At 64.3% G+C, this 25,565-nt stretch carries 31 protein-coding genes; 18 read left to right on the forward strand and 13 right to left on the reverse strand.

The features are described 5' to 3' along the window. Positions 1-171 precede the first annotated feature (171 nt). Positions 172-3,507 carry a helicase-related protein gene (locus tag FV230_RS03850; protein WP_147841327.1) on the forward strand — a complete coding sequence of 1,112 codons (3,336 nt, stop codon included), beginning with the start codon at positions 172-174 and terminating at the stop codon, positions 3,505-3,507. Positions 3,508-3,653: 146 nt separating this feature from the next. Beyond that, the gene (locus tag FV230_RS03855) at positions 3,654-4,061 is read left to right on the forward strand and encodes a DUF1236 domain-containing protein (RefSeq protein WP_147727699.1); all 408 of its coding nucleotides are present in this window, start codon (positions 3,654-3,656) and stop codon (positions 4,059-4,061) included. A 132-nt stretch (positions 4,062-4,193) separates the two neighbouring features. Here FV230_RS03855 and FV230_RS03860 read toward each other — a convergent pair whose 3' ends face one another. From FV230_RS03860 to FV230_RS03870, 3 genes are all read right to left on the reverse strand, one after another. Continuing rightward, positions 4,194-4,568: a response regulator gene (locus FV230_RS03860; RefSeq protein WP_147727700.1), complete on the reverse strand. Its 375-nt coding sequence runs from the start codon at positions 4,566-4,568 to the stop codon at positions 4,194-4,196. Between the two features lie 550 nt (positions 4,569-5,118). Next, a complete protein-coding gene (locus FV230_RS03865) occupies positions 5,119-5,475 on the reverse strand; it encodes a hypothetical protein (protein WP_147727701.1) in 357 nt (118 codons plus the stop codon). Positions 5,476-5,531: 56 nt separating this feature from the next. Then, positions 5,532-5,822, reverse strand: coding sequence for a hypothetical protein (locus FV230_RS03870; RefSeq protein WP_147727702.1), 291 nt, complete (start codon positions 5,820-5,822; stop codon positions 5,532-5,534). A gap of 244 nt (positions 5,823-6,066) precedes the next feature. Here FV230_RS03870 and wrbA point away from each other — a divergent pair, with 244 nt between their 5' ends. The 3 genes from wrbA (at position 6,067) to FV230_RS03885 (ending at position 7,254) form a co-directional block, all read left to right on the forward strand. Beyond that, on the forward strand, positions 6,067-6,714 hold the full coding sequence (gene wrbA, locus FV230_RS03875; RefSeq protein WP_246694723.1) for an NAD(P)H:quinone oxidoreductase: 648 nt from the start codon (positions 6,067-6,069) through the stop codon (positions 6,712-6,714). An 84-nt stretch (positions 6,715-6,798) separates the two neighbouring features. Beyond that, positions 6,799-6,993, forward strand: a complete 195-nt coding sequence (locus FV230_RS03880) for a hypothetical protein (protein ID WP_147841329.1) — start codon at positions 6,799-6,801, stop codon at positions 6,991-6,993. A gap of 78 nt (positions 6,994-7,071) precedes the next feature. Further along, positions 7,072-7,254: a hypothetical protein gene (locus FV230_RS03885; RefSeq protein ID WP_147726123.1), complete on the forward strand. Its 183-nt coding sequence runs from the start codon at positions 7,072-7,074 to the stop codon at positions 7,252-7,254. A 69-nt stretch (positions 7,255-7,323) separates the two neighbouring features. On the opposite strand, the gene FV230_RS03890 is transcribed toward FV230_RS03885, so the two are convergent. The 3 genes from FV230_RS03890 to FV230_RS03900 form a co-directional block, all read right to left on the reverse strand. Beyond that, the gene (locus FV230_RS03890; RefSeq protein WP_147841330.1) at positions 7,324-7,767 is read right to left on the reverse strand and encodes a DMT family transporter; all 444 of its coding nucleotides are present in this window, start codon (positions 7,765-7,767) and stop codon (positions 7,324-7,326) included. Between the two features lie 295 nt (positions 7,768-8,062). Continuing rightward, the gene (gene fliI / locus FV230_RS03895) at positions 8,063-9,388 is read right to left on the reverse strand and encodes a flagellar protein export ATPase FliI (protein WP_147841331.1); all 1,326 of its coding nucleotides are present in this window, start codon (positions 9,386-9,388) and stop codon (positions 8,063-8,065) included. A 147-nt stretch (positions 9,389-9,535) separates the two neighbouring features. Next, the gene (locus FV230_RS03900) at positions 9,536-9,712 is read right to left on the reverse strand and encodes a flagellar basal body rod C-terminal domain-containing protein (RefSeq protein WP_147841332.1); all 177 of its coding nucleotides are present in this window, start codon (positions 9,710-9,712) and stop codon (positions 9,536-9,538) included. A gap of 138 nt (positions 9,713-9,850) precedes the next feature. On the opposite strand from FV230_RS03900, the gene FV230_RS03905 reads away from it, so the two are divergent. The 6 genes from FV230_RS03905 (at position 9,851) to FV230_RS03930 (ending at position 14,200) form a co-directional block, all read left to right on the forward strand. Beyond that, positions 9,851-11,050, forward strand: a complete 1,200-nt coding sequence (locus tag FV230_RS03905) for an integrase arm-type DNA-binding domain-containing protein (protein ID WP_147841365.1) — start codon at positions 9,851-9,853, stop codon at positions 11,048-11,050. Then, positions 11,050-11,577: a hypothetical protein gene (locus tag FV230_RS03910; RefSeq protein WP_147841333.1), complete on the forward strand. Its 528-nt coding sequence runs from the start codon at positions 11,050-11,052 to the stop codon at positions 11,575-11,577. Before FV230_RS03905 ends, FV230_RS03910 begins: the two co-directional genes overlap by 1 nt. Before the next feature lie 123 nt (positions 11,578-11,700). After that, the gene (locus FV230_RS03915; protein WP_147841334.1) at positions 11,701-11,928 is read left to right on the forward strand and encodes an excisionase family DNA-binding protein; all 228 of its coding nucleotides are present in this window, start codon (positions 11,701-11,703) and stop codon (positions 11,926-11,928) included. 3 nt (positions 11,929-11,931) lie between these two features. Then, positions 11,932-12,135 (forward strand): hypothetical protein, encoded by a 204-nt coding sequence (locus FV230_RS03920; protein WP_147841335.1) that lies wholly within the window; start codon positions 11,932-11,934, stop codon positions 12,133-12,135. Next, positions 12,132-12,428: a hypothetical protein gene (locus FV230_RS03925; protein ID WP_147841336.1), complete on the forward strand. Its 297-nt coding sequence runs from the start codon at positions 12,132-12,134 to the stop codon at positions 12,426-12,428. The genes FV230_RS03920 and FV230_RS03925 overlap by 4 nt, the downstream gene beginning before the upstream one ends. Further along, positions 12,425-14,200, forward strand: coding sequence for a DUF3987 domain-containing protein (locus FV230_RS03930; protein WP_147841337.1), 1,776 nt, complete (start codon positions 12,425-12,427; stop codon positions 14,198-14,200). The genes FV230_RS03925 and FV230_RS03930 overlap by 4 nt, the downstream gene beginning before the upstream one ends. On the opposite strand, the gene FV230_RS03935 is transcribed toward FV230_RS03930, so the two are convergent. Together FV230_RS03935 and FV230_RS03945 are read right to left on the reverse strand one after the other, a co-directional pair. Then, a complete protein-coding gene (locus FV230_RS03935; RefSeq protein WP_147841338.1) occupies positions 14,169-14,483 on the reverse strand; it encodes a hypothetical protein in 315 nt (104 codons plus the stop codon). The two genes, FV230_RS03930 and FV230_RS03935, sit on opposite strands and share 32 nt — an antisense overlap. Positions 14,484-14,920: 437 nt before the next feature. Beyond that, entirely contained in the window at positions 14,921-15,367 is a 447-nt protein-coding gene (locus FV230_RS03945; RefSeq protein ID WP_147841340.1) for an anaerobic typically selenocysteine-containing protein, read from the reverse strand. A 297-nt stretch (positions 15,368-15,664) separates the two neighbouring features. Between FV230_RS03945 and FV230_RS03950 the strand changes: the two genes are divergently transcribed. The 7 genes from FV230_RS03950 to FV230_RS03980 all read left to right on the forward strand — a co-directional run bounded on the left by FV230_RS03950 (position 15,665) and on the right by FV230_RS03980 (position 21,841). After that, positions 15,665-15,892 (forward strand): CopG family transcriptional regulator, encoded by a 228-nt coding sequence (locus FV230_RS03950; RefSeq protein ID WP_147841341.1) that lies wholly within the window; start codon positions 15,665-15,667, stop codon positions 15,890-15,892. 14 nt (positions 15,893-15,906) lie between these two features. Then, a complete protein-coding gene (locus FV230_RS03955) occupies positions 15,907-16,668 on the forward strand; it encodes a hypothetical protein (RefSeq protein ID WP_147841342.1) in 762 nt (253 codons plus the stop codon). Beyond that, positions 16,665-16,940 (forward strand): hypothetical protein, encoded by a 276-nt coding sequence (locus FV230_RS03960; protein ID WP_147841343.1) that lies wholly within the window; start codon positions 16,665-16,667, stop codon positions 16,938-16,940. Before FV230_RS03955 ends, FV230_RS03960 begins: the two co-directional genes overlap by 4 nt. 235 nt (positions 16,941-17,175) lie before the next feature. After that, positions 17,176-17,526: a hypothetical protein gene (locus FV230_RS03965; RefSeq protein WP_147841344.1), complete on the forward strand. Its 351-nt coding sequence runs from the start codon at positions 17,176-17,178 to the stop codon at positions 17,524-17,526. A 544-nt stretch (positions 17,527-18,070) separates the two neighbouring features. Then, on the forward strand, positions 18,071-18,628 hold the full coding sequence (locus FV230_RS03970; RefSeq protein WP_147841345.1) for a hypothetical protein: 558 nt from the start codon (positions 18,071-18,073) through the stop codon (positions 18,626-18,628). Continuing rightward, positions 18,618-20,726, forward strand: a complete 2,109-nt coding sequence (locus FV230_RS03975; RefSeq protein WP_147841346.1) for a hypothetical protein — start codon at positions 18,618-18,620, stop codon at positions 20,724-20,726. The genes FV230_RS03970 and FV230_RS03975 overlap by 11 nt, the downstream gene beginning before the upstream one ends. Beyond that, positions 20,726-21,841, forward strand: a complete 1,116-nt coding sequence (locus FV230_RS03980) for a phage baseplate assembly protein (protein WP_147841347.1) — start codon at positions 20,726-20,728, stop codon at positions 21,839-21,841. The genes FV230_RS03975 and FV230_RS03980 overlap by 1 nt, the downstream gene beginning before the upstream one ends. A 28-nt stretch (positions 21,842-21,869) precedes the next feature. Here the strand turns inward: FV230_RS03980 and FV230_RS03985 are convergent, their stop codons facing one another. From FV230_RS03985 to FV230_RS04005, 5 genes are all read right to left on the reverse strand, one after another. Continuing rightward, positions 21,870-22,277 (reverse strand): hypothetical protein, encoded by a 408-nt coding sequence (locus FV230_RS03985; protein ID WP_147841348.1) that lies wholly within the window; start codon positions 22,275-22,277, stop codon positions 21,870-21,872. A 122-nt stretch (positions 22,278-22,399) separates the two neighbouring features. After that, the gene (locus tag FV230_RS03990; RefSeq protein ID WP_147841349.1) at positions 22,400-22,750 is read right to left on the reverse strand and encodes an SPOR domain-containing protein; all 351 of its coding nucleotides are present in this window, start codon (positions 22,748-22,750) and stop codon (positions 22,400-22,402) included. A 105-nt stretch (positions 22,751-22,855) separates the two neighbouring features. Then, positions 22,856-23,848: a metallophosphoesterase gene (locus FV230_RS03995; protein ID WP_187275374.1), complete on the reverse strand. Its 993-nt coding sequence runs from the start codon at positions 23,846-23,848 to the stop codon at positions 22,856-22,858. Next, on the reverse strand, positions 23,848-24,684 hold the full coding sequence (locus FV230_RS04000) for a hypothetical protein (protein WP_147841351.1): 837 nt from the start codon (positions 24,682-24,684) through the stop codon (positions 23,848-23,850). The genes FV230_RS03995 and FV230_RS04000 overlap by 1 nt, the downstream gene beginning before the upstream one ends. 7 nt (positions 24,685-24,691) lie before the next feature. Beyond that, positions 24,692-25,450 carry a hypothetical protein gene (locus tag FV230_RS04005; RefSeq protein ID WP_147841352.1) on the reverse strand — a complete coding sequence of 253 codons (759 nt, stop codon included), beginning with the start codon at positions 25,448-25,450 and terminating at the stop codon, positions 24,692-24,694. Positions 25,451-25,565 lie beyond the last annotated feature (115 nt).

Consider the following 25,565-nt stretch of genomic DNA (forward strand, 5'->3'; position numbering starts at 1 on the left):
CGCTGCGGCTAGTTCGACGCCCTGCCGCGCCACCGTGGCGCGGGCTCGACGGCGGGCGGTGCGAGCGGCGGCACGCCGCACGCTTGAGCTGTGAATAGCCGCCTTTCGGATGGGACCGGGCCGGACCGAACCGCGTTGCCGGAGTCCCAAGGTTTGCGGACGGAGTGCGGAATGGCCGAGCGTCGACGGAAGGTGGCAGAGCCGGCACCTGCGCAGCTGGACGACGCCCCCCTCGTTCCGATCGGGGCGCTCGCGGTTTCGCTCCTGGACATTGCTGCGCAGGCCGGATCGAGCCGGTCGAACGCGTCGAAGCCGGTCGTGCACGTCGCGCGCGACGCGCGTCGTCTCGACGACCTCGCCCGCGTCCTGCGCGCGCTCGCTCCGAACGCCGAGATCCTCGTCTACCCCGAATGGGACTGCCTGCCGTTCGACCACGCGTCGCCGTCCCGGGCGACGATGGGAGTGCGCGCCGCGGTGCTCCGCCGGCTGAGCGGTAAGGGAGCGCCGCCGGACTTCGTCATGACCACGGGGCCGGCGCTCGCCCAGCGCGTCCCGCCACGAGCGACCTGGGACGACGCGCACGTGCCCCTCGCGATCGGCGACCGGATCGATCCGGAGCGGATCACCGCCGCCCTGGTCCGTCTCGGCTACGTCGTGGACGAGCGCGTCGACGAGCCGGGCGAGGTCGCCGTGCGCGGCCGCACCATCGAGGTGTTCCCGGCCGACGCGGCCAGGCCGTCCCGCATCGAGCACGCGGACGGCCGCGTCACGGCGATCCGGGTCTACGATCCGATCACCCAGCGATCGGTCGGAGATGTCGACCGCCTCGTGATCGATCCGGCCACCGAAATCGTTCTCGCCGCGGGTTCGGAAGAGCGGCTGCGTCCCTTCACCGGCCAGGAGCACGCCCTCGCCCGATTCTACCCACGCCTGGTGACGCCCCTCGACTATCTTCCCGATGCCGGCCTCGTGGTCGAGGAGGGAGCGTCCGCGCGGATGGCCGCCTTCTTCGAACAGATCGACGAGGCGCGCGCGATGAAGCGCGCCGGGCGGAACGGCCGGAGCGACGTGGGGCGCGGAGACGACCTGTATCTGTCGCTCTCGGACTGGACGAAGGCGGTCGAGGCGCGGACGCTCTCCGCGGCGACCCGGGACGCGGCCAAGGACATCGCCCTGCCGAGCCTGGCGGGGGCCACGCGTCCGACGGCTGCCTTCGCCAAGGTTCTCCGCGCGGAGTTGAAGGCCGGGCGGCGGATCGTCCTGGCCGGCCCGACGCTTCCGCTGCGCCGGCTCGTGCGCGAAGCATCCGCGGTGGCTGACCGCGCGGTTCGCCTGATCGACGGTTGGGCGGAGGTGGCCTCGGCCAAACCGGGGGAGGTCCTCGCCCTGCAGGCGCCCCTCGGGGCGGGTTTCCACGCCGACGGCGCCATCGTGATCGCGGCGGCCGACCTCTACGGCCCGGACGCCGCGCCGGTCGGTCCCGCAGGCCACGTCCTGCCGCTGTGCGAGGTCGATCTGCGCCCCGGCGACGTCGCGGTCGACCGCGACCGCGGCCTGTGCGTCTTCGAGGGCTTGGAGCAGGTCGCTGCGGTCGGCGACAGGCCGGCGACGGAAGCCCTGCGCCTGCGGTTCGCCGACGACGCCGTCCTGATGGTGCCCGTCGCCCAGGCCGACCGGATCTGGCGCTACGGCTCCGAGCCGAGCGCCGTCACCCTGGACAAGCTCGACGGCGGCACGTGGGCCCGCCGCCGCCTGGAGGCCGAGGCGACGATGGCGCGGACCGCCCGCCACATGCTGGAGACGGCCCGCGAACGTCGCGAGGCGGGCGTCCCGGCGATCCGGCCTCCGGCTCGGGAGATGGAGCGCTTCGCGGCCGGTTTCGGCTTTCCGCCGACGCACGACCAGGCCGCGGCCTTCGAGGCCGTGTCGACGGATCTCGCTTCCGGAGTGCCGATGGACCGGCTCGTCTGCGGCGACGTCGGCTTCGGCAAGACCGAGGTGGCCCTGCGCGCGCTGGCGGCAGCGGTGTTCGCCGGGCGGCAGGCGGTGCTCATCGCGCCGACCACGGTGCTCGCGCGCCAGCACGCCGAGACGCTGCGCCGACGCTTCGGCCGCTTCGGCATCGCGGTGGCGCAACTCTCCCGCCTGGTATCCCCGGCCGAGGCCAGGCGCGTGAAGGCGGGCCTCGCCGACGGCACAGTGCGGCTGGCCGTCGGAACCCACGCCCTGGCCGGGCGCGGCGTCGCCTTCGCCGATCTCGGCCTCATGGTGATCGACGAGGAACAGCGCTTCGGCGTGAAGACCAAGGCGGACCTGCGTCGTCTCGCAGGCGGCGGCCACGTGCTGACGCTCACCGCGACGCCGATCCCGCGTACGCTCCAATCCGCCCTCGTCGGCCTTCAGAGCCTCAGCATCCTGGCGACGCCGCCGGCGCTGCGTCAGCCGGTCCGCACGATCGTCGCCGCGTTCAATCCCGATACCCTGCAGGACGCGCTCGTTCGCGAGCACCGGCGCGGCGGACAGAGCTTCGTGGTCTGTCCTCGCGTCGAGGATATCGGGCCGATGGCCGAGCGCCTGCGCGCCCTCGTTCCCGACCTCGAGGTCGTCGTCGCGCATGGCGGCCTGAAACCGTCGGAGATGGACGAGGCGATGGTGCGCTTCGCCGACGGCGACGGGGACGTGCTCCTCGCCACCGCGATCATCGAGAGCGGGCTCGACGTGCCGCGCGCTAACACGATGCTGGTCTGGGAGGCGGCCAAGTTCGGGCTGGCGCAGCTCCACCAGCTGCGCGGCCGGGTCGGGCGCGGCCAGCGCCGCGGCGTCGTCCACCTGCTCTTCGATCCCGATGCCCCCCCGAGCCCGGCCGCCGAGCAGCGCATGCGGGCGCTCGAGGCGATGGACCGTCTCGGCGCAGGCTTCGCGATCAGCGCCCGCGACCTCGACCTGCGCGGCGCGGGCGATCTCGTGGGCGAGGATCAGGCCGGCCACGCCAAGCTCGTCGGCCTCGGTCTCTACCGGCATCTTCTCGAGCTCGCGCTCCGCCTCGCCAAGGGCGAGGAGGCCGAGGATTGGTGCCCCGAGATCGAGATCGGGCTTCCCGGCGGCATCCCGGGCGACTACGTGCCCGAGCCCGAGATCAGGCTCAGCCTCTACACCCGCCTGCTGCGCCTCCGGGACATCGAAGCGATCGAGGCGCTTTCGAGCGAGGTCGAGGATCGCTTCGGCGCTCCGCCGGAACCCGTCTCGGCGCTGTTCGCCCTCGGGCGCCTGCGTGCGGCCTGCCGTGCGTTCGGCGTCGCCCGGTTGAGCGGTGGCCCGCAGGGTATCGCAGCCGACCTCAGGCCCGGCATCAAGGCCGGGCCGATGCCGGCCGAGGACGACCTCTTCGTCCGAGAGGGACGCGTCGTCCTGCGCCGCTCCGTCACCGAGCCGACGGAACGCGCCGCCCTGGCCATGGACCTCCTCGACCGGCTGCGGGCGGCCCAGGAGCGAAACGGCCAGCGTTGACATCGCCGGGCTGGATCGGATCGCGGGACGCCGACTTCGTCTCGCGGGTCGATGACGTTCGCCACCGGCTCCGGCGCGATCGGTGCTACCGTGCCGGCGTTCGCGGACTCTCGCCGTCGGAAGCCACTCCCCTAAGGATCGATTCGATGCGTCACCCCCTGGCCTCGGCCGCACTCCTCGTCCTCCTCGGCACGGCCGCGCAGGCGCAGGGTCTGCAACAGGGGGCAAGGGAGGGCTCGCGGCGCGGCGAGGAGATGGCCGGCCCACTCGGAGCCGTCGTCGGCGGCGCGATCGGTGCGGCCGTCGGCACCGCCAACGGCATCCTCGGGATCGACCGCCGCGAACGCTTCCGGATCTACGCCCACGCCGAGCGACGGCCGTCGTTCGCTTACGGCGGCCCGGTTCGGGTCGGGACCGTGCTGCCGGAGGATGGCATCGTCTACTACGACGTTCCTCGCGAGTTCGAGCTCGTGGGCTTCAACTACACCATCGTCAACGACCATCCGGTGCTGGTCGAGCCGGGAACCCGTCGCATCGTCGAGGTGATCGATTGAAAACCGCTCCGCGATCGGGGCGAATCCCGGGGATGGCGCGCCGCGACGGATCGCGTGATGCGACGATCGCGGGCGCTGTTCCCGCGCAGAATCAGATGCGAGCCATGCAGGTGGCCGAGCGGCCGGTCGATCTCAGGCCGCGTGGTGCAGCGCGTCGACGACCTGGGCTGCCTTATAGGGTTTCGGCACGAACAGGCCGTGGTCCGGCACCTCCGTGTCGGCGAGCCGGTGCCGCCCCGAGGTCAGGACAAGCCGGATGTCCGGCCAAGCCGCGGACACGCGTCCGGCCAGTGTGACGCCGCACATCGTCCCCGGCATGTCGACGTCGGTGAAGATCGCCGCGATATCCGAGCGCTCGTGCAGGATGAACCAGGCCTCGTCCGCTTGACGGGCCTCGATCACCGCGAAGCCGGCATCCTCCAGCATCTCGACGGCGTACATGCGCACGAGGTCGTCGTCCTCGACGACGAGAACGAAGGAGTGGTCGAGGTCGCGCTTCACCGGCATGGTTGTCCAACAGAAGTCGACGTCTTTGGTTGCCGGCTTCGCTCGCATTGGCCGCATGGTCGCGTGAAGGCAGAAGCAGCTTCGCGAAGCATGGATATCGTCGCTGCACTTGAAATTCGAAGCCTGCTTTCGGCATCACCAATCGGAAAAGCTCAATCCCTGTGGTTCGTCGATCTCACCCAACAGGGAAAGGGCGATGCACCGGCTGCGATACCGATGACGGCCGATGTCCTAGAATTCGCTAGCGGTCGAGCAAGCGGCACGCGAAGCCTGCCGACCGACCCGAAGGCTGGTACCCGCCACATGAGAGCGGCAACGGTCGGTGATGCGAAACACCGGCGGCTGCGTCGGGCGACCGGATCACGCCGTTTCGGCGGGTGCACCTCATCTACAAAGGCTCCGGCATCACGTTCGTATGTTCCCGGTCGCGAGGTCCTTGGCCGACCGAAAATCTTCCCCGACCAAGCGTATCCAGCACCGTCCGTCCTGCCGAGCCGATCGTCGGTCGAGACGGGCTCGGCACCAAGCGCGCCGACACACATCCCATCGGTCAGCGCAGCAACAGGAGTGCGCCGCCGATCACCACGGGGATGGCGACGATCGCGCTGTAGAACACCGGCATGACCCAGGATCGTTCGCCGTGCACATCGGCCGCCGCCCGAACCTGCTCGGATGCCGCCTCGGTCTCGCGGGCCAGCTTGATCCGCTGCGGGGTCGGGGGCGTATCCCCGGCCTCGTCGCAGGTTCCGAGCGGTGCCGCCCCGACATCGCCATGGCTCGCCTTGTCGCCCGTCCGGCCGCTGTCGATGTCGGCCTTCAGCTGCGCCGAGGTCGGATTCTCGCTGTCCGGCGCCTCGCCGAAATCGAGGTTGCCCGGGGCGGGTGGCGTTTCGGAACGAAGGGTCATTGCGGGTTTTCCCAAGCTGGACGTCGGCACCGGGAACGCCCGGATCCGAGTGCGGTTCAGTTGGCGTTTCGCTTCGCGGGCTGCGGGTAGGCCGGATTTCCGGCCGGCACGGCGCCGGTGTTCGCGGACGACGTGCCGCCGTCCTTGCCGGTCGTCGATCCCGTGACCTCCGCCCGCGAGGCCGCCTGGCTCTGGCTGGCATAATCGGGCGGCGCGCTGGCTCCCTGCCACACCATGAGGCCGACCAGGGCCGCGATCATCAGCCCGACGCTGGCCACCAGCACGTAGAGTGCGGGCTTGCCGCGCTTGCCCTGTCGACCGGACTGCCCGGAGAGTTGTTCGGCCACCGTGAAACCTCGCTCGTCCGATCTTGCCGGACATCGAGCAAGTAACTTGCGGCTCGCGCGATAGGTCCGCCCCTGTGGCGCTATCGACCGTCGATCCGGCACGACGGGCAAACCTCGCGCCGGGTCTCTGCAACATTCGCCGCGACGGTTCGGATCGACGTCATCGTGGCGCGGCCCTTTGGCAGCTCTCGGTTCCATGGATGTTTCCGGCCCTACTTCGAGTGATCTCGAAGAGGAAATCATCGTGTCCCAATCCGATCTCGATCCGGCCCGCGTGCTGATCGCCTTCTATTCCCGCTCCGGTTCGGTCGAAGCGCTGGCCCTGGCCGCAGCCGACGCGGCGCGTGCGGCCGGCGCCGAGGTGCGGCTGCGCCGGGCCCGCGAGGTCGTCGACGCCAATGCGATGGCGAAGGTCGACGGCTGGGCCGAGAACGCCGCGCGACAGAACGCGCTCTATCCGGAGCCGACCCATGAGGATGCGGAGTGGGCGGACGCGATCCTGTTCGGCACGCCGTGCTACTTCGGCGCGATGGCCACGGAGCTGAAGGCCTTTCTCGATCGGCTCGGCCCGCAATGGAAGCGCGGCGCGCTGTCGGGCAAGGTCGGTGGCGCCTTCGCCGTCGCCTCGTGGCCGCATGGCGGATCCGAGGTGGTGACGTTGTCGCTCTACGCGCCGATGGCCCATCTCGGCATGGTCATCCTCCCGCCGGGCTACACCGACGAGGCGATGCTCGAGGCCGGTTCCCCTTACGGCGCGTCGGCCATCGTCGGAGCCGAGAACGCCGATCCGCGGCCGGAGGATCTCGATGCCATCCGCCATCAGAGCCGCCGTACGGTGGCGATCGCCCAGGCCCTGATCGCCGCCGACGAGATGCCGTGCCGCCGAAAGTGATCCCCGGCACGGTGCCGCGAGGTTCTGCCGCACCGACGAAGCGAGCGGTGCGGCGTTGCCCGCGGCGAACGTGAAGGAGCTGGCATGGCCGACAAGGCAGACGTGACGACGTACATCCTGAAGCAGGCGCTGGCGGCCAAGGTCGGCGACCACGTCGAGATCGCGGTTGAGGCTGAGGACGGGACGCGGTTCAAGATCCGCTCGTCGTCCGAGCAGCTCGACGCGCTGGTGGGCGACCTCGACGGCATCCTCGATGCCGACGACGCCGACGCCGCCTAGCATCCCCGGAACGGCTTCACCCCCGAACGCTTCCCCAACGTTCCCCCAGAGAACGTCCCTCTAAGAACGAGCCCTGCCATGATCCACGCCGATACGCCGATGCCGGGAGAGGATCCCGGCGCCCTGATCGAAGATCCCGCCCGCCTCGACGAGGTCGTCCCGGCGACCGAGGAGGACATCGAGGCCGATCCGCAGCCCCAGCCCAACGTCCCGACGGAAGACGATCCCGAGGTCAAGGACACCGAGGTTCAGCCGACCTGAGACTCCTTGCGCAAACCGATCGAACGGATGCGCGCGGGTACGAGCTCGCGCGCATCCGTCGTTTCGCATCTAGAAGAGGGCGACGAGACCGACGCCGAGGACCATCAGCACCCCGCCGAGGATGCGCCAAAGGCTCGCGGGATGGCGCTCGAACCCGACCCAGCCGAAATTGTCCAGGACGATCGAGGTGGTCACGCCCGCCGTCACCAGCAGGCTGAGGAACGGAGCCGCACCGATCTGACGCGCGACGACGAACTGCGCGAGGATGATGCATCCGCCGAGGATGCCGCCGAGCCACGCCCACCACGGCATCGCCGCGGCCTGCGCCACCGTCGGCCACGCGAGCTTGCCCGCGAGCAGGCCGACCACGAGGATGCAGGTGGCCGTGCCGGCGACGACGATCAGGCCCGCCGTCAACGATTCGTCCAAGCCCTTCGACAGCGCGCCGTTCTGCCCGGCCTGGACGGCGTTGGCGACGCCGGCGAGAAGCACGAAGCCGTAGAGATACCACATGGTCGCGATCTCGCATGATGAGATCTGTCGACATAGGGCGCCGAGCTCAGATGCGGATCGATGGGACCGGCGACATCTCGTCCTTCGTGCCTCTCGTGCACAATTCGACGGGCGGGAAACGCCGAAGATATTTCAGAAGCGCGAGCTTCATAGGCCTGCGACGCCACGCATCAACGGCACCGGCCGACGAGGATTCGCCGCTTCGAAAGGCCGCCTCGTCGTCAACGTCGCCGCCGACGCGTGCGCGGAGGCCTTCGCCGTCGCAGGTTCGGAAGCGGATCGAACGGGAACGGCGCTAATCGCGAAGTGCCGCTGCGAGCTCGGCGAAGGCGTCGGTGCTCGCGGGTTGCCAGGGGTCTTGCCGCAAGGCCGCGTAGATCCTCGGAATGACGATCATGGCCTGGTCGAGCTCTGGGTCCGAGCCGGCGTGATAGCCGCCCATCACGCGCAGGTCGCGGGTGTCCTCGTAGCGCATGATCAGGTTCTTCAGGGCGCGGACGAGGTCCCTCTGCTCCCGTGTCCAGACCAGGTCGGCGAGCCGGGAGATCGAGCCGAGCAGGCTGATCGCCGGATAGCGGCCCTGGTCGGCGATCGCCCGGTCGAGCACGATGTGGCCGTCGAGCGTGCCGCGGATGCTGTCGGCCACCGGGTCGTTGTGGTCGTCGCCATCGACCAGGACCGAGAAGATGCCCGAGATCGTCCCGCCGCCCTCGATGCCCGGCCCGGCCCGTTCGAGGAGCCGCGGCAGATCGCCGAACACGCTGGGCGGATAGCCGCGCGCCACGGGGGGCTCGCCCGCCGCCAAGGCCACGTCCCGCGCGGCATGGGCGAAGCGGGTGACGGAATCCACGATCAGCAGGACCGATTGCCCGCGGTCGCGAAAGTATTCCGCGACCGCCATGGCCGTCTTCGGCGCCTGACGACGCATCATCGGGCTCTCGTCCCCGGTCGCGACGACGACGACGGATCGCGCGCGGCTCGCCTGGATCGGGCCTTCGAGAAACTCGCGCACCTCGCGTCCGCGCTCGCCGACCAGGGCGACCACGACGGTGTCGAACCCCTCGCACCGGGCAAGCATCGCGAGCAGGGTCGATTTCCCCACGCCCGATCCGGCGAAGATGCCGATGCGCTGCGCCGCGCAGAGCGGCGTGAACAGGTCGACGGCCCGTACCCCGGTCCTGAGCAGGCGCTCGACCCGCGACCGCTGCATCGCGGGCGGCGGGTCGGCGTCGAGCGGCATCGGATGCCCGCCGGCGGGCAGGTCGCCCAGCCCGTCGACGGGCTGCCCGAGGGCGTCGACGACCCGGCCCTTCCACGCCTCGCAGGGGCGAGGGTCGCGGGCGCCGACACGGTAGGCCAGCATGTCCAGGCCGACCTCCACCTTCGCGTCGAAGAGCTTGAGCAGCACGCCGTCGCGGTCGATGCGGATCACCTCGCCCTGCTGGGGCCGATCGCCCGCCGAGACCTGCATGCGATCCCCGAGCTTCAGCAGGGGAGAGCTGATGCCGATCCGGCAATGCGCGGCGCCGACCTCGCGCACCGGGCCGCCGATGCGGACCAGGGGCTGCTGCTGCCGTTCGGCCAGCGCCTGCGCCAACCTGTCGAGCGCGTTGATGGACAATTCCGTACCTCTCCGGGCCGTGTCTGGCGGTGATCGCTTCGAGCGGCCTGCGCTCGCATCCCGCGCGAGGAGGCCATCGGCGGAGCCGGGTCGAGCCTGCTCCCGGCGGGACTCCCCGGGCGGGAGGCGCGGCGGCCGGCGCCGGCCTCAGGAGGCCGGGCCGAGGGTGCGGATCGCGTTCTGCATCGAGGATTCGGTCTCGGCGACCGCGGTGGCCGCGCTCTCGAAGTTCCGCGTGATCATGATGAGCCGGGACATCTCCATCACCGGATTGACGTTCGCGCCCTCCTGGAAGCCCTGCTGGACGGAGACGGAGTCCCACAAACTCCCATCCCTAGCCGTTCGCTGCTATCCACTAACGAGTTGATTTCACAGCAGGTTCGCCGAGACGGCGTTCGCCACGGTCCGCTGGCGTTCTCCCAAATCCAGGGCTACGATGTGGGTAGCGCCGTGGGTGAGGAAATGCCGGGCAAATTGACAGCACTTGGCGTCACGAGGCTAAAAACCCCCGGTATGTACGGGGACGGCGGCGGCTTGTGGCTTCAAGTCACCGGCAAGGGCGGGAAGAGCTGGATCTTCCGATACACCCTTCAGGGCAAAGCGAGAGAGATGGGGCTTGGCCCTGTCAGCACCTTCTCCCTGGCCGAGGCGCGTGACAAGGCGCTGGCGTGCCGGAAACTTACCTACGAGGGCGTCGATCCGATTGAGGTAAGACGCGAGCGGCTTCAGAAAGAGGCTCTAGAGGCGGCACGGACCGTCACCTTCCGCACCTGTGCCGAAGCATACATCGAAGCTCACAAGGCGGGCTGGCGGAACGGCAGGCACGTCGGACAGTGGTCGGCCACCTTGGAGAGCTACGCCTACCCGATCATCGGAGACCATCCGGTCCAGGCGATCGATACCGCACTGGTGATGCGGGTTCTTGACCCGATCTGGACGACCCGGTCAGAGACCGCGGCGCGGGTACGCGGACGGATCGAGTCTATCCTCGATTGGGCGAAGACAAGATCCTATCGAGACGGAGAGAACCCGGCGCGGTGGAAGGGGCACCTCGCCAATCTGCTGCCGAAGCGCTCCAAGGTCAGCAAGGTCAAGCACCACCCCGCGCTGCCCTTCAATGAGGTCCCAAGCTTCCTGAAGACACTCGACGAACGAGGCGGCACTGCGGCGCGACTGCTGGCTTTCACCATCTTGACCGCAGCCCGGTCAGGTGAAGCAAGGGACGCCCTTTGGTCTGAGATCGACATGAATGCCGGGGTCTGGACCGTGCCCGGTGAGCGAATGAAAGGTGGTCGGGAGCACCGAGTGCCGCTGTCGCGGCCAACCCTGGCCATATTGGAAGAAATGCAGAACCTCGACGACACGGTCGTTTTCCCCGGCAGCCGGAGCGGCAAACCTCTCTCTCATATGGCGATGCTGATGCTTCTGCGGCGCTTGGGCAGAGGGGACATCACAACCCATGGCTTCCGATCGAGCTTCCGTGACTGGGCCGCTGAGACCACCGCGTTCCCGTCGGATGTCGTCGAGATGGCCCTCGCTCATGTGATCGACAACAAAGTTGAAGCCGCCTATCGGCGCGGCGACCTATTTGAAAAGCGGCGCGAGCTGATGAGCGCTTGGGCCACATACACTGCTGCTACCCAAATAAATGGCGTTGACTAATGAAAAATGGCGCCAGTTATGAAGAAATCATGCTGCGCATCCGCGGCAGAGTACAATTGATAGGCGAATTTGTCAGTCGAGCGTCAGCCATGCCTCACATGACTCCGGGTGATCTAACGTGTGCCAAGGAGGCCGTCGACTCTATTGAGTATGGCGAGCGAGCTTTGCTTGTCTCTTTTGATAAGCTGCTAAGAAGTGATCCTGCACTAGTAAGAGATATCGCTTGGGCAGTAGATCACCTTATATCAGGTACTTTACTGGCCACCAGCAGAGCGACTTTATCAGAGAGTGCCATGAATGCTGCTGCTTTTAAACAAGCGGAGGGAGCTCGCATAGCGAGAAAGAACAGCAAGCAAGAGATGGCGTTGAATGAGGCAATCGAGAAAGCCTTGGTAGGCAAGGATCCAAATGAAAGGGGATTGGCCAGCAAAATCCGGAACTCCGTCAATAAGGCTTTGACGGCCGCGGGCAGAGACGAGGTCTCGGTACATGTTGTCGGGCGCCGGTTGAAAAATTTGCGCTCTTGAAGAACGCAGTTTTATTTGCGCGCTCTTCAAGAGCGCAAGATGTCCAGGCGTGACAACATTGATCGCAGCGGCCATGTATTGAGCATCCGCTGACGTTCCGGCGGACGCTAAAGGACAGTAGCCATGAACCTTCACACAGTTCAGGCGCCGCAGGGAGAACTGCGCGCCTCGCCGGAGAAGCTTGCCTACACGGTGCCCCAGGCCCTCTACGTCACTGGTTTGGGTCGGACGACCATCTATGCGCTGATCGCCGACAGGAAACTCCGCACGATCAAGGTGGGCACTCGCACCCTCATCCCGGCCGACAGCCTGCGCGGCTATCTCGCCTCTCTTGAGCAGGAGGCCGCTTAAGGCATGGATCACAACGACAGAACCCCCGCCGCGGGCACGGCGAGGGCTCTGGAAAATGTCTGCTTGGCGGCTGACGACTTCCAGATAGCACTCGATCCCCGCAAAATCCAGACTTCGCGCATCCTCTCGCGCTTCGCTTTCAGCCCCGCACTCGCGGCGGCTGTGGCCGACCTTGCCTTTGGGCAGGCCGACGGGAGGCGCGCATGAGCGCCCCCCACTCGCCGGTCGATCACATCGCGTACGGCTCGCTCGACGCCTACCGCGATTTCATCGCGGAGACGCTCGCTGGCGCCGAGATCCATGCTCGGATCGGTCAGAGCTACGTCGAGGCTGGCAACGATGCCGGGCTCGAATATTCAGTCCGGTGCATGATCGCGAACGTGCGCGCTGCGGCCAGCATCCTCGCTGAGCTGAAGAAGTCCAAGGCCGAGCGGGCTGATCGACGGACGCCTGCCCCCGACCACCATGCCGCAACCGACAATCTGGAGGTGCGGGCATGAAGTCCGACCCATTCGCTGACGAGCTGGAACGCCTCGGCCCGCCGACGGCCGACGACTGGCATCATCCGAGTCACGAACCTATTGGCGCCAACGGCACTACCGGCACAGGGGGGCATGCTTCTTGGGGCGAGCCGGATCTCAGCCTACTCGGGACCGGACGCCGCCCCGCTCCGGCCTTTCCGCTTCATCTGCTTGGCCCCTGGGCCGGCTGGTGCGAGCGCAAGGCTCGAAGCGCTTCGGCGCCGCCCGACTACGTCGCGGTGGCGCTGCTCGCAAGCGTCGGCGCGACGATCGTCAACGTGCGCTGGCCCCAGGCCGGCGCCGCGTGGGCCGAGCCGCCCGTCTTGTGGTGCGGCGAGGTTGGGCCGCCTTCCTCGTCGAAGTCTCCCAGCATGGATGCAGCCTTCACGCTGGTGCGCTTCGCAGAGGATCGCATGGCCTACGGCTTCGACGAGGTGCAGCAGGAGCACGCCACGCTGAAGCAGGCCTGCGACGCGCGGGTCGAGGCCTGGAAAGTCGAGGTCAAGACCGCCGTAAAGAACGGTGATGCGGACGTGCCCCCGATGCCGGACAATGCCCGCGAGCCGCCGGCTCCGGTTCGACCTCGCATCCGCGTCGCCGATGCCACCGTCGAGGCGCTTGGCGCATTGGCGGCGGGCCTGCCGCGTGGCCTGCTGCTCGTGCGCGACGAGTTGGCGGGCTGGCTCGGTGCCTTCGACAAGTACGGTGGCGGCGGGTCGGATCGGGCCTTCGCGATCGAGATGTACGGCGGCCGTTCCTACGTCGTCGACCGGATGAAGAACCCGGAGCCGCTTCATATTCGGCACCTCAGCATCGGCGTGCTCGGCGGCGTCCAGCCCGACAAGCTGGAGATGATCCTTAACGGCCCCGACGACGGCCTGGCCTCGCGCCTGCTCTGGGCATGGCCGGACACCAAGCCCGAGTTCACGCTCGCACGCGGCGTTCAGGACGACGGGCCAATGCAGTCAGCCTTCGCGCGGCTCACCGAGCTTGCCCAAGGCATCGACGAGTTTGGTCAACTGGAGCCGGTGAAGCTGCGCCTGACGCCGGAAGCGGAGGATCGCCTGGAGGCGTTCGCCCGCGACATGGTCGAGCGCTGCCATGAGGCCAGCGGGTTGCTCGCCGGTACCCTCGGCAAGGCACGCGGACACGCGCTCCGACTCTCGGCTGTCCTGGAGCACTTATGGTGGTGCGGCGGGGCACCGAGCGTGGCGGAGCCGAAGGAGATCTCCCCGGATGCCGTCACGGCAGCTGCAGATCTCTTGAACGCCTATTTCCTGCCGATGGCCGAGCGTGTGTTCGGCGACGCGTCGATCCCGGTCGTCGAGCGGCGCGGCATGCTGCTGGCTCGGCACCTGCGGCAGAACCGGATCGGCGAGTTTAACGCGCGGGATGTCCGGCGTCAGGTTGGCGGCATGTTGCGGGACGCCGCCGACATGGAGGCGGCCTGCAAGCAGCTTCTGGAGGCCAACCTCATCCGGCAGCGCTTCGCCCGTGCCGGCGAGCGCAAGGGGCGCAAGGCGCAGAACTACGAGGTCCACCCGGAGGTAATCGCCGACCGCCCTTTTGCCGAAACCCCCATCCGTAGAAAGATGGGGACCCCTGTGCCGGTAGTGTCATTGGCGCCAATAGCGCCAAAAACAGAGCTATTGGCGCCAAAGGCACAAACGGCACAGGGGGGTAAGATATTTTCAGACGGGGCCACCGCGTCTCAGATTTTTACAGAGAGGCGCAGCAATGGCAGGCGGTGAAATCGAGCGCGTAGCCCTGCTTCACGAATGGCCACAGGTCCGCGGCATCCAAGTTGTACTGCCGGAAACGACCGAGCGGCCCAAGACCGTAGCCACTTTCGAGTATGGGTACCGACAACGGTTGGTCCGACGTGGTGAGGATCGACGGCAGCGATCCTGGCTCGAAGGCGCGGGCGATATCGCTTGGGGAGATCATCGAAAATGCGCTGGAGGCTGCCGAGATGACGTGGTTTCCCTGCGACTCCGCTGCGTGATCAGGACGATGCTGCCGATGCTGGATCACGACCGGTTCGAGAAGTGCCTTGCTCTTTCCCGCCGGGGAGCAACTGAAGGCGAGAGATCGGCTGGCCTTGCTGCGGCAACCCGCGTGGCTGCCTCTGCCGGCATGACGCTGGTCGAGGCTACTACCCTCGTCGAGGGCGTTGCGCCGGCCAGGGATCGTTCGGCACCACCGCCCCCCTCCTCACCATACCCTCGGCAGCCGTTCCCATGGGCTCGCAAGAAAGAGCCGGTGAAGCCGATCACCATTGAGGAGATCTTGGCTCAGAAGGCAGCCGACCTTGCGTGGAAGAGGAAGGCAGCCGCGCGCGAGGAGAAGCGGATGCGCAAGCTCTATGCGGAACAGGACCGAGAGCACACTACGATCCGAGAGGCGCAAGCTCAACGCGATCGAGAATGGGCTGAGGCGAGGCAGCAGCCCACATAGGAACGGCCGCCTTCTTAGCCGGCCGGCGGCGACAAGATCAGCTTGCCAACGAAGGGCGCGTCCACGTTGCGGTTGCTGGTGCAGCCATAAGCCGACTCGCCCGCCTTCATGGTTCGGACCTTCAGGACGCCTTTGCCGTTCCGCTTGATCGTGTAGCCCTTCTCACTGGCGTCATGAGTCAGATCGCCGTCGGCATGCAGCACATGGCCGTTCTCAAACTGGCCTGCAGCCGTGATCGTGACCGGCGTATCTGCCGTACTGACGATGCTGATCGAGACGTTCGTGTCGGCCGGCAGCAGCAACTCGGCAGGCGCGCACACTGGCTTCCCATTCTCCATCGAGATGGCCAGCTCGACGGGCGGCACCACGTCACTCGCGGGAAGCGGCTTGGTCTGCGCGAAGGCTGGCCCGGCAATCAGTAGCGTGCTGAAGGCGGCGAAGGTGGTCAGGCTGATGCGCATGGCGGTGATTTCCAATGCCGACAACAGGATGACGTGCCGAGCGTAGATGGAAGAGGCGCGGGTTCAGTATGTTCCGTACATGTGGACCCACTGAAAGAGACCCAGCAGCCAGAATTCACGGTCATGTGGCAAGTTGACGCGGAATTCTTCCGCTTTGTACAACAATAGATAACAGCGAATAACGGCGGACGACTGATTGGTGCCGGCGGTCGAAACCAGGTATCCGACTGGTCTTGCTTAGTAGGGTTTGAACAAACATTGTCATTACCACGCAACCTAGATGCCGTGGTGCCCCCGATGCCTACCGCAATCCCTCGTCCCAGCACGCTTCGTCTCAAGGTCGAGACCGAACTCGCCGATGCCGTCGATACCGCTGCGCGCCAGCGCGGCCAGACCATGTCGGAGTTCGTCCGTCAGTCCGTCCGGGCCCAGCTCACCGCGCACGGTGTCCGCCTCAGCCCCTCCAGCACCGACGACGGCCCCGGCCCGGCTCCGTCTGCCCCCGCGATGCGGCAGGCCGCCTGATGGGGGTTCTCAGCATGATCCCGACCTTCACCATCCGTCCCCGCGACTACGTCGAGTCGCACGTGACGATGCGGTCGCCCCGTGAATTTTCGCGTCCGGATTGGAGCGCTGGTCTCGCGCTTCGCGCCTCAACTGAGATCGCGGCAGACCGTGATGCCGCCGTCGCGGAACGGAGCGCCCTGGAGGCCGGCCGCACCGACCTGATGCTGACTGGCACCGTCGACGATGTGGCCGACCTCGAACACCGCATCGCTGTCGCCAAGGTTCGCATCGATCAGGCCGAGATGCAGCACGCCGCGGCGGTGATCGCTGAGGCCAAGGCCAAGGCCGACCACGAGGCTGAGCAGACCCGCCGCAGGGCTCTGCGCAAGCAGGCTATGAAGGCCAGCGCTGAGGTCGGCCGGATGGCTAATGACTACCTTGCGGCTGCCGGAAAGCTGGTGACGCTGCTCGGTCAGATCCGCGAGCGCGAGCGGCTGATCGCTGAGGCCAACGGCAATCTGCCCCACGATGCCGAGGCGGTGCCGCCCGGTGAGCCATTCAATGGCAAGGCCGGCACGCCGTCGCGTCACGAAACGACGGTGGAGCAGATCTACAGCGGCATGGGTGACGACCGGAGGCCGACCTACCGGAAGCACCCGACCACGACTTTCACCCCCAGCGTACCCGAAGAGCCGCACAAGCCGCTTTCGGCTCGCGTCTACCTCCCTGGTCTCGGTCGCGATGCCGCGCCGCTCTGGGGCGTCCGGTATTACGTCAACGGAGAACCCCGATGAACTTCGATCAGCGAGAGGTCGAGGCCGGCGCTGCCATGGCACGTCGCGCCCTCGGCAAGCCCGAGCCTGGCACGACCCCGAAGACGCAGGCCGAGCGCATGGCCGAATGGTCCAAGGCACGCGAGGCCGAGCGGCAGGCAGCGGCGACAGCAGCCCCGGCACGTTCCGCGCCGGCCTATACGAAGCGCGACCTGCACACGCCCGGCTCCGCCTATCAGCTCGGCTCTGAGCGCTACGCGGCCGACGGCACGCTCTGGCGCCGCACCGGCTGACACGAGATTGCGCGGCCGACCCGCGAGGGCCTCCAGCCGCGCCATTGAGGGTGATCCGGTCAGCCCAATAGCGACAAGCCAGCCTGTCCTCCGCCTGATCCAAAGCCATGGGGGCGAGGGATACCAAGGCCGGCAAGACCGCCCCCCCGCTCTCCAAGCCGGCGGGACTATCGGAGATCGCGGCGGAAGGGTCACCCCGCCGCGGTCTCCTCCCTCAGAGCTTCAGGAGAGCCTTATGGCCACCGGTACCATTCGCGTTGAACTCCATCCGCCTGGCATTACGCCTCAGCATCGAGGCCCCGCGCCGATCGCCAGCGCCACGCTGCCCATCTCCGGCACTACGCTGACCGATCCGAACGCACTGCCCACGGTGCAGTCCTTGGTGCCAGGCGGCCTAAGCGGCCCCTGCGTAGCGTTCGTCACGCCATCGTTTTCCGAGCCCGCGTTGTGGTGCTCGGTGGGCAAGGCGCCGGACCCGTCCAAGGAACCGCGCCACCTGCTCACCTTCTCTAACATCGGCCTGATCCAGCCCTTCACCATCGAGATCGGCGCCACCGACCGCATCGTCTTCGCAGCAGTTGCGTGAGGTGCTTCGTCCATCACCCTGTGAAAGCAACGCCGAGCATGTGTGCCGTGCGGCGAACAACACGGCATCGCTTGTTCAATCCATTACTCGGTATGGTCAGCCTGAACTGATCTGGAAGACCGTTCGTATGGCCGACCTCGATAAGCGCTCCAATCTCAGAGCTATCTCGCACCAAGCAGTCGATCACATATGAGCAGTCATCCAGCTGCATCTCGCCAATACGGAACAGCGTCTTCCTGACGCTTGATCGCTGTTCGCCAGACATCCCGACGCCCTCTCGTCTCACATCAGATCACACTGGATCTTGCTCCTTAACGACGGAACAACACAGCCAATGCAGCGCTCGAGATGCTTTCTAGTGTGTGCACGACAGCATGCGCGTTCTCTGGGTCCTTCCCCAGGGCGCGGAGGGTCGGGGGTCCGCGCGAGTCCAAGCTCTCCGTAGGTCTGAGCTTCCAAAACCCGGCAACGACAACAGCGGCAACAGGCAACGGCAGCAGTGGCAACAACGGCAACCAAGGCAGCGTTCGCACGGCGTCACAAGGTGAACCGCTCGACGGTGAACAAGTGGGAGGCGCGGGGCCATCTCGTGATGACCGTCGATGGCCTGATCAACGTCGAGGCGTCCGACGACCTGCTGACCAAGCGGCCGGTGGCCTATCGCGGCGGGACGGCGAAGGGGCCAGTTGCTGCTGAGGTCGTGCGCCAGGTCTCCCCAAATTTGGGGGCACAGCCGCAGTCCGATGCCGCCGACGTGGTGATCGCTGCGCTCAGCACCATCGTCCGCGAGATCGGGGCTTGTGCCGCTCGACGCGCTGTCGAGTTCGGCGCCTCGCTTCAGACGGCCTTCGCTCTCGATGTCGCGACCTGCCTCGATGCCAGTGAGATCGGTGAGCGCTTCCTCGCCAGCATCGGCGCCCCGGCGAGCAACGGCTACAGCCTCGTCGAAATCGCAGACTCGCAACACGGTGGGATCGTCGAGGCCGATTGGCCTGCCCTAGCACAGGCGGCCGGCGCGCCCCTCGATCTACAGGCGCTGGAAGCCTGGTTCTTCGCCCTCCCGAGCTTCGACCCGCCCAAGGATGCTTCCCATGGCCGATGAACGCCTGCGCCTCGTCGCAGAAGTCCAGGATGGCTTCACCGGCCCTCTGGCGAAGCTGGAGACGGCGCTCGGCAGAGCGGCCAAGACAGGCACCCAAGCCGGCAAGGACCTGAAGCGCGACTTCGAAGGCTTCAACGGCGCACTTGGCAAGACCACTGCCGCTCTGCAGGGAATGACGCCGGTGCTCTCCGGGCTCGGCCTCGTCGGGCTCAGCGCCGGTGTGTCGCTCGGGGCCGTCACGGCAGCACTCAGCGGCTTCTCGAAAGGCACGCAGCAGCTTGCCATCATGTCGAAGGAGACGGGCCTTGCCGTCGACCAGCTTCGTGCCTTCAGCGCCTTGGGCGAGCGGTTCGGTGTGTCTGCTGAGACCATGCAGGGCGGGGTTCGCAAGTTCGCCGATGAGATGAGCCAGATGCGGAAGCGCTATGGCCAGACCTATGCCGACCTCCAGCAGATGAACCTCGGCGAGCTGGTCGAGAAGATGGTCAGCTCGCCGAACATGAAGGCGGCGCTCGACACCTTCATGGACTCGGTCTCCCAGATCGGCGACCCGGTGAAGCGCCGGAAGGTCGTCGAGATGATGCTTGGCTCTGACCAGATCGCTGCCGTCGCCGGCCAGCTAACCGGCCGCTACCGGGCGGTGATGGACGAGATCCTGAAGGCCCAGGGCCAGACCACGGACGCCCAGGTGAAGGCTGCCCAGCGGTTCGAGACGGCGCTCAGCCGGGTCCGCGAGAACATGGATGGCCTGCGCACCGAGGCCCTGGCCCCGCTGCTCGAACAGCTGTCGGCTCTCGTCGAGAAGTTCGGCTCCGCCGAGTCGATGGCGGCCTTTGCCAAGCAGCTTGAGGAGATCGGCAAGTTCGCCCGCACCACGGTGCAGGAGTTTGAGGCGATCGTCCGCACCTACGAGAAGTTCAAGGAGTTCATCGGGCTCGGCGACCCGTCAAAGAACGTCGAGTTCAAGCCGCTCTTAGGCGGCGGCAGCAGCAAGCCGCTGACCCGTGGCGAACTAGAGGGTAAGCGCGACTCCATCGAGCAGCAGCGCAAGCTTCTCGACGCCAACCCGAACGCGCCAGACTACGCCCGCAAGCGCGATCGGATGACGGAGGAGCTTCGTCGGGTCGGCGACGAGCTTGAGAAGCTGCGGACCTCCGGCGGAGCTACCGCTCAGCCCTCGGGCTTCTCTGGCGTCACGGGCGGCGGCAACCCCATCATCCATCGCGCCAGCTACGGCGGCATGAGCGGCAGTGGAAGCCCGGGCGGTTACGGCGGCGTCGGCACCATCCCCCCGCTTGGGCTACCCCAGCCATTGGCCGGCGGTGGCGGTGGAGCGGCGATCTCGCCCCGTGCCCCGATGCCGTATCGCGGGACGCTGGATCGGGGCGGAGCAGGCCGATCGGTGGAAGGCCCCATCGCAGCCAAATACCCGGATGGACTCGCTGCCGGGATCAAGCAGTCGGCCAAGGATCTCGGCATCAGCGCCGAGGATCTGGCGACCGTCATCTCCTATGAGACCGCCGGCACCTTCGATCCGTGGAAGCGCGGTCCAACGACGAAGTGGGGCCAGCACCGTGGCCTGATCCAGTGGGGCCAGCCGCAGCGCGAAAAGTACGGCGTCACGCAGGACATGTCGCCCGGCGAGCAGATGAAGGCGGTCACGCGCTACCTACGCGACCGCGGCGTCCGCCCCGGCATGGGCATCCACCAGGTTTACGGCGCCATCAATGCCGGCGGCGTGTCGGAGGCGCACCTGCAGATGCGTGATGCCGCGGCCGGTGGAGCGCCTGGCACGGTTCGCGAGAAGGTCGACAACCAGATGGGGCCGCATCGACGGAAGGGCGTCGCGCTTCTTCGAGCCGATGGCTCCGACGGCGGGGCAACGGCCTCAGCGGACGGCTCGGGCGAGCGCACTGGCGACAGCATGATGCGCCGGTTCTACGGCGACGAGGCTCCGGTGGCGAAGGCGCCGCCTCAGGACCACCGCATGACGATCGACCTCAACGGCTTCCCGCCCGGCACCCGGGCCCGGACCTCGATGGGCGACCTGTTCAAGGAGACGACCGTCTCGAAGAGCCGCCAGGTGGAGGCGATCTGATGCCGGATCCCGATCTTATCTGCGAGGTGCGCACCGAGGGCGGCACCTACCGCGACTGGATGCAGGTCCAGGTCGAGCAGAACTTCATGAACGAGGGCTGGATCCGATCCTTCCGCCTCGTCTGTGCCGAGCCGAGCGCAGTCGCCAGCATGAAGCTGAAGCCAGGCGACCGGGTCGACATCGCCTTAGCCGGTCAGGTGGTGATCCAGCAAGGCTACATCCGTGACCGGCAGGCCGTGTTCGACGCCAACCGCCATGCGGTGCAGGTCACTGGCTACGGCAAGGCCGGGCTGATCACGGAGGCCAGCATCAATGGCGGGACGGGGCAGTTCCGTGGCTATCGCCTGGATGCCATCGCGAACAGCGTGCTCGCTCCTTACGGGATCAAGTTCCGCATCCAGAACGGATCGGACGGTTGGGACACGCCCTTCCCGAACGTCGTGGTCCGCTATGGCGAGACACCCTTCGACCTGATCTCGAGGCTGTGCCGGCAGCGCAACCTGTTCTTCTACGCCGATGCGGCCGGCAACGTGGTGGCCGGTCCAAAGTCCGGCAGCAGCATGGTCGCCTTCGTCGAAGGGCAGAACATCCTTTCGGCGAACTGCCAGCTGCGCCACCTGGCGGTAGAGTCGCTGGTCTCGAACTCGCAGCAGCCTGGCTCCGACAGCCTGTTTGGCCGGTCGGCCTCCGAGATCCAGGCGAAGGCCACGGTGAAGGGCGGCACCCCGGGGGCGATGCGCAAGGTGCTGGCTGAGATGCCGCTCGACCAGAAGGGCACGCAGCTGCGGACGAATTGGGAAGCGGCCGTCCTACAGAGCATGGCCCTGCAGCTACAGCTCACCTACCAGGGTTGGCTAAAGCCGGGCGTGGGCGGCCTCTGGGACCCGTCGGACGGGGTGACGGTGAAGTCGCCCATGCTGTTCCCGACCGAGAGTGCGACCGAGACGCTGAAGGTCGCTGGCTACGCCTACACCCAGGATGCGAACGCCGGCACGACGACGACGCTCGACCTGATCAACACGCTGGCCTGGGAGCAGCGCAAGGGCGACGCGACGAAGAACGACGGCTTCTACGACCTCGGCAACGCGCCTGCGCAGCCGGAGGCGGCGACGTGACTGGCCTGGGGAAGTAGCCAATGCGTAATCAGTTGCTGTTATGCCAAGCTTTAATTTGGCGAAACACCACTTGCCCGTCGCTGACGGTTACCTCAATCGTCTTACCTTCCGTGGGGCAGCAATGGCCGTCGTTGGGCCCTTGCGAAACCGCATAGATGACGGCCCGCTTGTCGTTGAAGTCCGCGCCTTTGACAATTGACCAACTTTGCGGCTTTCCAATCTCAACCGCCAAGTCGTCTTTCACGCCGTAAACTTGAGCCGTCGAGCCCCAGTTATTACCACCGCCGCAGCCATCGACGCTGTAGATAAGGACGAGCGCTCCATCAAACCGAGCTGAAGATGCGCCTCCGTTCGCTGCGATCCTGCCTGCGTAGGACATCCCAACGTTGCACTCGCGGTTGTCCTGCTCGATCCTCCTAAGGAGGCGCTGCATCATCGCAGCATCTGACGGCTTCGGATCCGCTCGCGCCACATCAGCAGCAACGATGAGAGCAAGGGCGGCTAGGGCTATGCGCATCGTAGCAGGATAGCAGCAGACAACGCGGAGTCGAGTACAGGTCACTCGCCGAGGTGTCGTCCTGCTTTTATGAACGCGCTGGGAACGCACGGCCGGAGTATCGCTAGGGCTGCGTTCGCATCGTCACGGCTATTATAGCCACCCACCACCACGACATCGTAGCCGGGCCTGAAGCCATAAAACTTCATCGAGAAGTCGTTGAACGGTTCAAGGCCGCAACGGCGCACTGCGGCCGATGCTTTGCTAACGGCGGTAGCCTGAAAATTTGAGTTGTCGGCGTTGGCGAACGAGCCGGCGACGACCCACCACGGCCCCTCAACGGACGTATGAGGCCCCCGGGCGAAGGCGCGACTAACCGATAGGACAACGAGAGCGAAAACTGCAAACCGCATCTCGGCAAGATAGCCGCCGGGTTAACGGCTGTCGATATCAGCCGCAACCACATTCATCATAAAACTATCGTTTTCAAAATTACGCAAATAGCAGTGCTATGATCCTTACAAATCAACACCAGAAAATATGAAATCATCCCTGCTCTTCGAAATCTTAAAATTTTTCCTAGAAATTTTAGTCTCTACGCCAATATCTATCTCGACTAAATGAATATAACTTCTATCTTCCTTGTCTATAGCGCCTGCCGATCCGGCACAAAATATAGTCGGGCCATCTTGTTTGAGTACAGCTGGAGTGTGCGTATGCCCGCATAAAATCAAGCTTACATTTTCGTCTTTGGCCTCTCGATTTACAGCCTCGAAATCAATCAACTGTAGTGTCGATCCGCAGTTAAAAGGTGCAAAATGTATTCCCCATATTATGACACACCCTGAGAATTCTTGTTTCAATGACCTCGTTACTTCGACCAGCTCCTTCAAAACGTCTTCATAGACGCAGCCTTGCCCATATGGGCCCTTCGCAACACTGGTTGCGTCTTTTCTCTGCTTTAAAGAGAAATCGGCAAATACTAGAGCTATAACTTTTCCATTTTTTTCGCGAACCTCATGTGAGATCCGGTTTTTTAGATTTGGCATTTCTAAATGGAAATTTAATTCGAAAAATCGAGAGCTTGGAGCTGCGTAAAGATTTGAATATTTATCATGGTTGCCAGGTAAGACGAGTATGTCTGCATCTGCAGCCTGCAGAGTAGGCCGCCTAATGCTATTGACATACCCGTCAGCTGGAGCACTTTTGACGAAATCATGAGCAACCTTAATATCGCTTTGATATCCCGTTGTAGCTAGGTCGCCTGTTATAATTATTCCATCAATCTCATCTTTATTTTTATAACAAAAAAGCGCCGTAGCCGAAACTATAGCTTCGGAAAAACTAGCTGGTTTTGCTAAAGAAATAAATCCAGAATTCCAACCTTGTTTGATGGCGGTATCCATCATCATTATTGTTCGCCGCTCGTACAACGACAGAATATTTACACGTCTGGGCTCGACGCAGAAGTGAAAATCCGACGTGTGGACGAAACGAAAGAGCGCACTCACTATCGTAGCTTTTTCGACTTGGTGAACCCCGTTGATGGCGTGAACTCGGGCTCAGCGAGCGCGAAGTGCATATTGTCCGCCTCATCGACACACAGCATTCCCCATGCCCCCATCAAAGAGTCCCCCTTTTTTATGGATTGCGATAGTTCTTGTATTAGTAGTTTTATAAATTCCGAAGCTTCATCTTGGATAATCTGGAATTTATCACATAAATCGTCCTGAAGAACCGTAATCATTCGTCCAGCAACGGTTATTTCGGTCTGGCGAAGCTTAGAATATCTTCTTTGCTGCCCAATCATTGAGATGTATTCTTTAAACTCCTTGGCGAATTCAGACTGAAATTGCGAGTTTATATTTACTGAGATTTGTGGCGATCTATTAATGTTCTTGGGTCGGTGCGACTCGACTCCCCTAACCCAGTAAGCAGCAAGCGCCTGACTTGGGCTAAACTCTCCAAATAGATTAAATTCTTTTTGATGGAGCTTCGTGTCTGCCGATGTGGAGGCGGGACTAAGAGAAACAACCTTTTCGTTTGTCGCGACCTGGGGTTGTGCCCCTCTCATCACAGTCGGCTTAGATCCGCCGTAAGCTCGTAAATGCGCAGCAAGAACTGCGCGCATATAAGGCGCTCCTCGCGATGGACGTATCATGTTATTTATTTTAGATGGAAATCTTTTTCCTGAAATATAAGTTCTGCCCCTGATATTTACTGGTGAAATCTCATGTTTTTGGGGAACACCAAAATCTTCGATTGCGCGCGCGTAACTATTTAGAGAAATAAATTCGCCACTTGGGAGGGCAAATGACTCTTCAATTTTTTGGTTCTGCTGTTCCATTGAATTTTTAAACCTCAATAATGCGCTGATACAAAGACTCTGAGGTTTTTAGTACCTCAATCTTCTTTGATAGTCTATCGACTGACTTCTTCAGTTCCTTCAGCGCATCCTCACTTAACTGAAAGATTAGATATCTTCCATCCTCAGAGTCTGTTGTGATCCTAAACTGTATAGAAGGTAGATAGCCTTCTATTGCCAACTTATCATCTTCATCATCGCTATACTTTGGGCGTAATTCTACTATGCTGGAAAACGCGATGGCGTGATCTTGAAATCCGGCCTTTAGGCGTTCGATCTTAATGAAATCATGGTGGTTCTTTGTCGGAGCCAGCATCATGCTGAGCCGCGCTTCTAGTTTATCTTTGAGCTCTTCGCCCCAATCAACATCGCTAATAATATCTTCCACAGTCTTAAGGACTGCATCATTGTAAATCATTCCGCGCTTTAATAGTTTTGATACATGGATATACAGTATAGATAGCGATGCGAGGAGATATTCTACACTATCTCGGCCGAACCCGGTCATCTCGGTCACGCGGTCGATTTCAGAGTTCTCAGGCGAAAAAGATCTCTTTCCCTGAACAAGGTCATGCAGGTAAATAAAATTTGCCTCTTCCATTAAGCAAAGTGGATATATTGCCTCGCCTACACTTTGCGGACCGCCGAGCGGGTCATATGTCGTCATAACAATCGACCTTCCGGGTTGTTTTTCGTGGCACGGGTGGGTACGAGAGAGGGCATCGACCCCAACGGGGCTATTTTGCACGTCAAGATGTAAATTCCGCGTCACGGAGATATCCACAGGGGCGTGGGATCTGCGTACTCAAACTATGGGGCGATTGTCCATTCCGCGGCTGGCCGCACGGCGCATACCGGTTGGT

It is taken from the genome of Methylobacterium sp. WL6 (genome assembly GCF_008040095.1).
GTDB lineage: Bacteria > Pseudomonadota > Alphaproteobacteria > Rhizobiales > Beijerinckiaceae > Methylobacterium.

What these genes read in the sequence shown, in the direction of transcription:
- FV230_RS03885 (WP_147726123.1), top strand. Translation starts at nt 7,072, where the DNA reads ATGATCCACGCCGATACGCCGATGCCGGGAGAGGATCCCGGCGCCCTG.
- FV230_RS03950 (WP_147841341.1), top strand. Translation starts at nt 15,665, where the DNA reads ATGCCTACCGCAATCCCTCGTCCCAGCACGCTTCGTCTCAAGGTCGAG.
- FV230_RS03915 (WP_147841334.1), top strand. Translation starts at nt 11,701, where the DNA reads ATGAACCTTCACACAGTTCAGGCGCCGCAGGGAGAACTGCGCGCCTCG.
- FV230_RS03990 (WP_147841349.1), bottom strand. Translation starts at nt 22,750, where the DNA reads ATGCGGTTTGCAGTTTTCGCTCTCGTTGTCCTATCGGTTAGTCGCGCC.
- FV230_RS03930 (WP_147841337.1), top strand. Translation starts at nt 12,425, where the DNA reads ATGAAGTCCGACCCATTCGCTGACGAGCTGGAACGCCTCGGCCCGCCG.
- FV230_RS03920 (WP_147841335.1), top strand. Translation starts at nt 11,932, where the DNA reads ATGGATCACAACGACAGAACCCCCGCCGCGGGCACGGCGAGGGCTCTG.
- FV230_RS03945 (WP_147841340.1), bottom strand. Translation starts at nt 15,367, where the DNA reads ATGCGCATCAGCCTGACCACCTTCGCCGCCTTCAGCACGCTACTGATT.
- FV230_RS03975 (WP_147841346.1), top strand. Translation starts at nt 18,618, where the DNA reads ATGGCCGATGAACGCCTGCGCCTCGTCGCAGAAGTCCAGGATGGCTTC.
- FV230_RS03980 (WP_147841347.1), top strand. Translation starts at nt 20,726, where the DNA reads ATGCCGGATCCCGATCTTATCTGCGAGGTGCGCACCGAGGGCGGCACC.
- FV230_RS03985 (WP_147841348.1), bottom strand. Translation starts at nt 22,277, where the DNA reads ATGATGCAGCGCCTCCTTAGGAGGATCGAGCAGGACAACCGCGAGTGC.
- FV230_RS03880 (WP_147841329.1), top strand. Translation starts at nt 6,799, where the DNA reads ATGGCCGACAAGGCAGACGTGACGACGTACATCCTGAAGCAGGCGCTG.
- FV230_RS03865 (WP_147727701.1), bottom strand. Translation starts at nt 5,475, where the DNA reads ATGACCCTTCGTTCCGAAACGCCACCCGCCCCGGGCAACCTCGATTTC.
- FV230_RS03960 (WP_147841343.1), top strand. Translation starts at nt 16,665, where the DNA reads ATGAACTTCGATCAGCGAGAGGTCGAGGCCGGCGCTGCCATGGCACGT.
- FV230_RS04000 (WP_147841351.1), bottom strand. Translation starts at nt 24,684, where the DNA reads ATGGAACAGCAGAACCAAAAAATTGAAGAGTCATTTGCCCTCCCAAGT.
- FV230_RS03965 (WP_147841344.1), top strand. Translation starts at nt 17,176, where the DNA reads ATGGCCACCGGTACCATTCGCGTTGAACTCCATCCGCCTGGCATTACG.
- FV230_RS03955 (WP_147841342.1), top strand. Translation starts at nt 15,907, where the DNA reads ATGATCCCGACCTTCACCATCCGTCCCCGCGACTACGTCGAGTCGCAC.
- FV230_RS03860 (WP_147727700.1), bottom strand. Translation starts at nt 4,568, where the DNA reads ATGCCGGTGAAGCGCGACCTCGACCACTCCTTCGTTCTCGTCGTCGAG.
- FV230_RS03855 (WP_147727699.1), top strand. Translation starts at nt 3,654, where the DNA reads ATGCGTCACCCCCTGGCCTCGGCCGCACTCCTCGTCCTCCTCGGCACG.
- FV230_RS03850 (WP_147841327.1), top strand. Translation starts at nt 172, where the DNA reads ATGGCCGAGCGTCGACGGAAGGTGGCAGAGCCGGCACCTGCGCAGCTG.
- FV230_RS03910 (WP_147841333.1), top strand. Translation starts at nt 11,050, where the DNA reads ATGAAAAATGGCGCCAGTTATGAAGAAATCATGCTGCGCATCCGCGGC.
- FV230_RS03905 (WP_147841365.1), top strand. Translation starts at nt 9,851, where the DNA reads ATGCCGGGCAAATTGACAGCACTTGGCGTCACGAGGCTAAAAACCCCC.
- FV230_RS03890 (WP_147841330.1), bottom strand. Translation starts at nt 7,767, where the DNA reads ATGTGGTATCTCTACGGCTTCGTGCTTCTCGCCGGCGTCGCCAACGCC.
- FV230_RS03925 (WP_147841336.1), top strand. Translation starts at nt 12,132, where the DNA reads ATGAGCGCCCCCCACTCGCCGGTCGATCACATCGCGTACGGCTCGCTC.